Genomic DNA, 5,112 nt, shown 5'->3' with positions numbered 1-5,112 from the left:
GGGCCGGGGCGTGCCCCGGCTGCCGCGGGACGGCCGTCCGGTGGTGTGCTCGGCGGAGCAGCGCCGGCTGTGGCTGGCGGAGCGGATCGGCGGCCCGGCCGCCTCGCCGCCGGTGACGGCGGGCCTGGCGCTGGACGGCCCGCTGGACCTGGACCGGTTGACGGCCGCGCTCGCGGTGGTGGTCGACCGGCACCCGGTCCTGCGGACGCGCTACGCGGAGGTCGACGGGGAGCCCGTCCAGCTCCGCCCCGAGGCCCCGCTGCCGCCCGGCCGGTCCGCCTCCCTGATCGACCTGCTGGACCTCTCCTTCGCGCCGGAGCCGGAGCGCGAGGCGCTGGCCGCCGCCCTGGCCGTGGAGGCGGGCGGGCACCGTTTCGACCTGGCGGCGGGGCCGATGCTGCGGTTGACGGTGCTGCGGCTGGCCGCCGACCGGCACCGGCTGCTGCTGGTGTGCCACCACATCGCGGCGGACGCCCGCTCGGCGGAGCTGCTGACCGCCGAGCTGGCGGCGGCGTACCGCGCCGGCGACGCCCCGGCCCCGGACGGCGCGCCGTCGCCGGACGACCGCCCGCAGTACGCGGACTACGCGGCCTGGTCCCGCTCCCGGCTGGACCGCGTCCTGCCGGAGCGCCTGGCGTACTGGCGGCACCTGCTGGACGGCGCGCCCCCGGTGCTGGAGCTCGGCCTGGCGGCCCCGAAGGCTCCCGGCGGCGGTGGCGGCCGCCGTACCGCGACGGTCTCCGTCCGGGTGCCCGGCGCGGTGGTGGAGCGGCTGCGGGGGGTCGGCGACGGGGCGCGGCTGACGGGGCACACCGTGCTGCTGGCCGGGTTCCTGGTGGTGCTGGCGCGGTGCGCGGGGCGCCGGGAGGTGACGGTGGGGGTGGTGTCGGGCGGTCGTCCGCACCCCGAACTGGACGCCGTGGTGGGGTGCTTCACGGATCTGCTGCCGCTGCGGGTGTCGCTGGCGGACGATCCGGCGTTCCGTTCGTTCGCGCCCCGGGTGCGGGAGGCGCTGGCGGCGGGGCTGGCGCAGGCGGCACCGTTCGACCGGATCGTCTCGGCGGTGGCCCCGCGCCGCGCGCCGGGGGTGCACCCGCTGTTCCAGGTGCTGTTCGTGGAGCGCACGGAGGTCGCGGCGGGCGGCCCGGGCCCGGGATGGGGTCCGAACCTGGACGCCGCGCCGTGGGGGCAGGAGGTCGACGGCACCGGGTACGACCTGGTGCTGGCGGCGGGGGTCGGGCCGGAGGGCGCGGAGCTGGTGCTGACGTACCCGTGCGAGCGGTTCGCCCGTTCCGCGGTGGCGGGGTTCGCGGACGCGCTGGCCGAGTTGCTGGCGGCGCTGGCCGACCGTCCGGAGGCCGCGCTGAGCGGTGTCCGGACGGCCGGGCCCTGGCGTCCGCCCGCTTCGCCGGCGCCGTCCCGTCCGGCCCCGCGGGCCCGCCCGGCGGCGGGCGGAGCCGCGGGCCCGGTCGCGGAGCTGCGCGCGCTGTGGGGGGAGGTCCTGGGCCTGGCGGAGGTCGGCGACCACGACGACCTGTTCGCGCACGGCGGGGATTCGCTCGCCGTGGTGCGGATCGCCGCCCGGATCGCCGAGCGGTTCGGCGTGGACGTCCCGGCCTCGGCGTTCTTCGAGTCCCCCACCCCGGCCGGCTTCGGCGCCGTGCTGGCCCGTCTCACCGAGGAGCAGCAGCATGTCTGAGCGCGAGTACCCGCTGACGCCGGGCCAGCAGCGGATGTGGTTCCTCCAGCGGCTGGACCCGTCGGACGTCTCGGAGAACCTGGTCACCCTGCGCCGGCTGACCGGCCCGCTCGACCCGGAGGCGTTCCGCCGGGCGGTGGCCGCCGTGGTGGCCCGGCACGAGCCGCTGCGGACGTCGTTCGCGGAGGTCGACGGCGTGCCCGTGCAGCGGGTCGCCGACCGGGTCGAGGTGCCCGTCCCGCTGCACGACCTGCGGGCCGAGCCGGACCCGGAGGCGGCCGCGCTGCGCCTGGCCGAGGCGTGCGGCGGGCGGCCGTACGCGACGGCGCGGGGGCCGCTGCTGCGGGTCGAGCTGTACCGGACGGGCGAGTGGGCGCACGTGCTGCTGCTGGCCGCGCACCACCTGGTGTCGGACGGCTGGTCGATCCGGCTGCTGCTGGACGAGCTGCTGGCCGCGCACCGGGCGGCGGCGGACGGGCGGGAGCCGGAACTGCCGCCGCTGCCGGGCGGGTTCGGCGACCACGTGATGTGGCAGCGGGCCCGGGCGGAGGGCCCGGCGGCGGACCGGGCGGCCGCGTACTGGGCGGCCGAGCTCGCCGCCCCGCCCGGCCGGGGCCTGCCGCCGGGCACCCCGCCGCCGCGTCCCGCCGCTCCGGCGGACGGTCGGGCGCACTGGGTGCGGGCGGAGGTCGACGCGGCCTCGGCGGCCGCGGTCGAGGGTTTCGCCCGGCGGCACTCCTGCACCCCGTTCATGGCCTGGCTGGCGCTGTACCAGCTGCTGGTGGGCCGGCACACCGGGCAGCTGGACCTGGTGGTGGGCGCGCCGACGGCCGGGCGCGAGCGCCGTGCGGACGAGCACCTGGTGGGCTGCTTCACGGCCGTGCTGCCGCTGCGCGCCGACCTCGGCGGCGAGGCCGGTTTCGCCGCCCTGCTGGAGCGCACCCGGGCCACCGTCACGGGCGCGCTCTCGCACCCTCAGGTCCCGTACGAGCGGCTGCTGGGCGAGCTGGGCACGGCGCGCGGGGAGGGCCAGCGGCAGCTGTTCCGGCACTGGTTCAACCTGCACACCGAGTCGGCCGCGCCCGACCCGTCCGACGGCGCCGGCCCGCTCCGGGTGGACGCGCTGCCCGGCCTGCCCGCGCCGACGCCCTTCGACACCTCGCTGGACGCCTGGCCGGCCGCCGGCGGCGGGCTGCACCTGCTGCTGGCGTACGACCCCGCGGTGCTGGACGCCGCCGCCGCACAGGCCCTGCTGGACCGCCTGCCGGTCCTGGCCCGCAACGCCCTCGCCGAGCCCGAGCTGCCGGTCACCGCGCTCTCCCTGCTCTCCCCGGACGAGGAGGGCGCACTGCTGCGCGGCCCGGACGGCGTGCCGGACGACCCCGAGACGGTGCTCGACCTGCTGCTGCGGCAGGCCGCCGCGACGCCGGACGCGGTCGCCCTCCGGGACGGCGAGCGGTCCTTCAGCTACCGGGAGTTGCTCGCCGGAGCGCGCCGGGCGGAGGCCGCCGTCCGCACGGTGGGAGCGCTCCCGCGCACACCGGTCGGGCTGCTCGGCACCCGCTCCGCCGAGCTGCTGACCGGCATGCTGGGCGTCCTGCTGGCCGGCTGCGCCTACCTCCCGCTGGACCCGGCCCTCCCCGCGCCCCGCCTGCGCGCCATGCTGCACGGCGCGGGCGCCACCGCCGTTCTGGCCGCCCCGGGCGTCCCCGACACCGACACCGACCTGCCCACCGCCCGCCTCGCCCCGCTCCCGGACGGGCAAGGCGCGTTCGATCCCCCGTCGCCCGCCGACCCCGCCACTCCCACTCCCCGTCCCGCCTCGCTCGACGGCCCCCAACAACCCTCCGGTGAAGGCGCGTTCGATCCCCCGTCGCCCGCCGACCCCGCCTACGTGCTGTACACCTCCGGCTCCACCGGCGAGCCGAAGGCGGTGGCCGTCCCGCACCGGGCGCTGCTCGCCCGGGTGCGCTGGATGGGCGCGGCGTACGGACTGGGCCCCGGCGAGCGGGTGCTGCAGTTCGCCTCGCTCGGGTTCGACACGCACGTGGAGGAGGTCTTCCCCGCGCTCGCGCACGGCGCGGAGGTGGTCCTGCTGCCGGTGCCGTCCGCCGAGCTCCCGGACTGGCTGGGCGGTCCGCAGGGCCGCTCGCTGACGGTGCTCGACCTGCCGACGGCGTACTGGCAGGAGCTGGTCGCGGCCGGCCCGGCCGTCCCGTGGCCCCCGGCGCTGCGCGCGGTGGTGCTGGGCGGCGACCAGGTCGCCCCGGCCTCGGTCGCGGCCTGGCGCGACCGCTTCGGCGACCGCGTCGAGCTGTGGAACACCTACGGTCCGACCGAGGCGGCGGTGATCGCCACCGCCTGCCGACTGGGCCCCACCGACGCGGTCGTCCGCCCGGGCATCGGCCGGCCGATCGCCGCGACCGTCGCCCACCTGCTGGACGACGGCGGCCGCCCGGTGCCGTCGGGGGTCCCCGGCGAGCTGTGGCTGGGCGGGGACGGCCTCGCCGACGGCTACCTGGGCCGGCCCGAGCTGACGGCGGAGCGGTTCGCCGCGGACCCGTTCACCGGCGGCCGGATGTACCGCACCGGCGACCTGGCCCGGCTGCGGCCGGACGGCTCGCTGGAGTTCCTGGGCCGCCGCGACCGCCAGCTCAAGGTGCGCGGGTACCGGGTGGAGCCCGCCGAGGTGGAGGCCGCGCTGCTGGCGCAGCCGGACGTCGCGCAGGCCGTGGTGGACCTGCACGACGAGGCCGGGCGGCAGCTGCTGGCCGCCTGGGTGGTGCCCGCCGACGCCGGGCGCCCGCCGCACGGCGAGGAGCTGCGCCACCGGCTGCGCGCGGTGCTGCCCGCGCACCTCGTCCCGGACGTCTGCCTGCCGCTGGAGCGGCTGCCGCTGACCGTCCGCGGCAAGCTCGACCGGGCCGCCCTGCCCTCCCCCGCCACCACACCGGCCGCCGCCACCGAGCGGGTCGCGCCGGCCACGGACGCCGAACTGCTGGTCGCCGAGGTCTGGTCCGAGGTGCTGGGGCTGGACGTGGACCGGCTCGGCGCGCACGACGACTTCTTCGCGCTCGGCGGCCACTCGCTGCTCGCCGTCCGGGTGCTGGCCCGGCTGCGCGCCGCACTCGAACTCGACCTCCCGGTGCGGGTGCTGTTCACCTCGCCGACGGTCGCCGGCACGGCCGCCGCCGTCGAGGAACTGCTGCTCGCGGAGATCGACGCGCTCAGCGAGGACGAGGTGCGGGCCCTGATCGACGAGGACGCCCCGACCGCGTGACCCCGGCCGCGTGACCCCGGCCGCGCACCACCCACCCCACCCCCGCCGTCCGCGAAGTACGCGCACCGCTCCAGGAAGGCGCCCCGGCCGCATGACCACCACTCCCGCCGCCCCCGTCACCCCCGACGCCCCC

General features: G+C 78.9%; 2 protein-coding genes. Both read left to right on the top strand.

What is annotated here, in order from left to right; genetic code table 11:
* A partial coding sequence (locus OO48_RS33565; protein WP_245194919.1) for a condensation domain-containing protein occupies positions 1-1,699 on the top strand: 1,699 nt, incomplete at its 5' end.
* The gene (locus tag OO48_RS33560) at positions 1,692-4,979 is read left to right on the top strand and encodes a non-ribosomal peptide synthetase (protein WP_033223333.1); all 3,288 of its coding nucleotides are present in this window, start codon (positions 1,692-1,694) and stop codon (positions 4,977-4,979) included. The genes OO48_RS33565 and OO48_RS33560, both read left to right, overlap by 8 nt.
* Positions 4,980-5,112 lie beyond the last annotated feature (133 nt).

It is taken from the genome of Kitasatospora phosalacinea (assembly GCF_000716545.1).
GTDB classification, from domain to species: domain Bacteria; phylum Actinomycetota; class Actinomycetes; order Streptomycetales; family Streptomycetaceae; genus Kitasatospora; species Kitasatospora phosalacinea.
Note: the sequence above shows the minus strand (reverse complement) of the source record. Positions and strands in the feature narration are given on the sequence as shown.

Coding starts and splice junctions, on each gene's coding strand:
- OO48_RS33560 (WP_033223333.1), top strand. CDS start 1,692: ATGTCTGAGCGCGAGTACCCGCTGACGCCGGGCCAGCAGCGGATGTGG.